General features: G+C 38.6%; 1 protein-coding gene. It reads left to right on the forward strand.

Going from position 1 to position 580, the window contains the following annotated elements; translation table 11 throughout:
• Positions 1-105: 105 nt before the first annotated feature.
• The coding region (locus V7659_RS14735) for an S-adenosylmethionine decarboxylase (RefSeq protein ID WP_335540644.1) at positions 106-580 on the forward strand (475 nt) is incomplete at its 3' end.

Consider the following 580-nt stretch of genomic DNA (forward strand, 5'->3'; position numbering starts at 1 on the left):
TTATAAATGAGATAGAAAACAATTAAATAAGTAACAAGCTTCATCTCTGGGTATCTTAATAATATTTACTTGAAAAGGATACCTTAATATTAAGGGGGAACTGTCATGAAACTTACACACGAGCAGGCAATTGAGTTACACGGATTTAATAACTTGACGAAATCGTTAAGTTTTAATATGTATGACATTTGTTTTACGAGAACTAGGGAAGAGCGTGAAGCTTATTTAAAGTATATTGATGAACAATACAGTGCGGACAGGCTTCAAAAAATATTAAAGCATGTTTCAGATATCATTGGTGCTCATGTCTTAAATGTTGCGAGTCAGGACTTTGAACCGGCTGGGGCAAGTGTGACCCTGTTGGTTTCTGAAGGTCCGGTTGCGAATGCGCCAGATGAATCATTTGAAGAGTCACCTGGACCACTGCCAGAATCGGTAGTTATGCAGTTGGACAAGAGCCATATCACGGTTCATACATACCCTGAATTTCACCCGGATGAAGGAATCAGTACATTTAGAGCGGATATTGATGTATCCACTTGTGGAGAAATTTCACCGCTTAAGGCGCTTCATTATTTGA

Origin of the sequence: Neobacillus drentensis, from assembly GCF_036966985.1 — a bacterium.
GTDB classification, from domain to species: Bacteria; Bacillota; Bacilli; order Bacillales; family Cytobacillaceae; genus Neobacillus; species Neobacillus drentensis_E.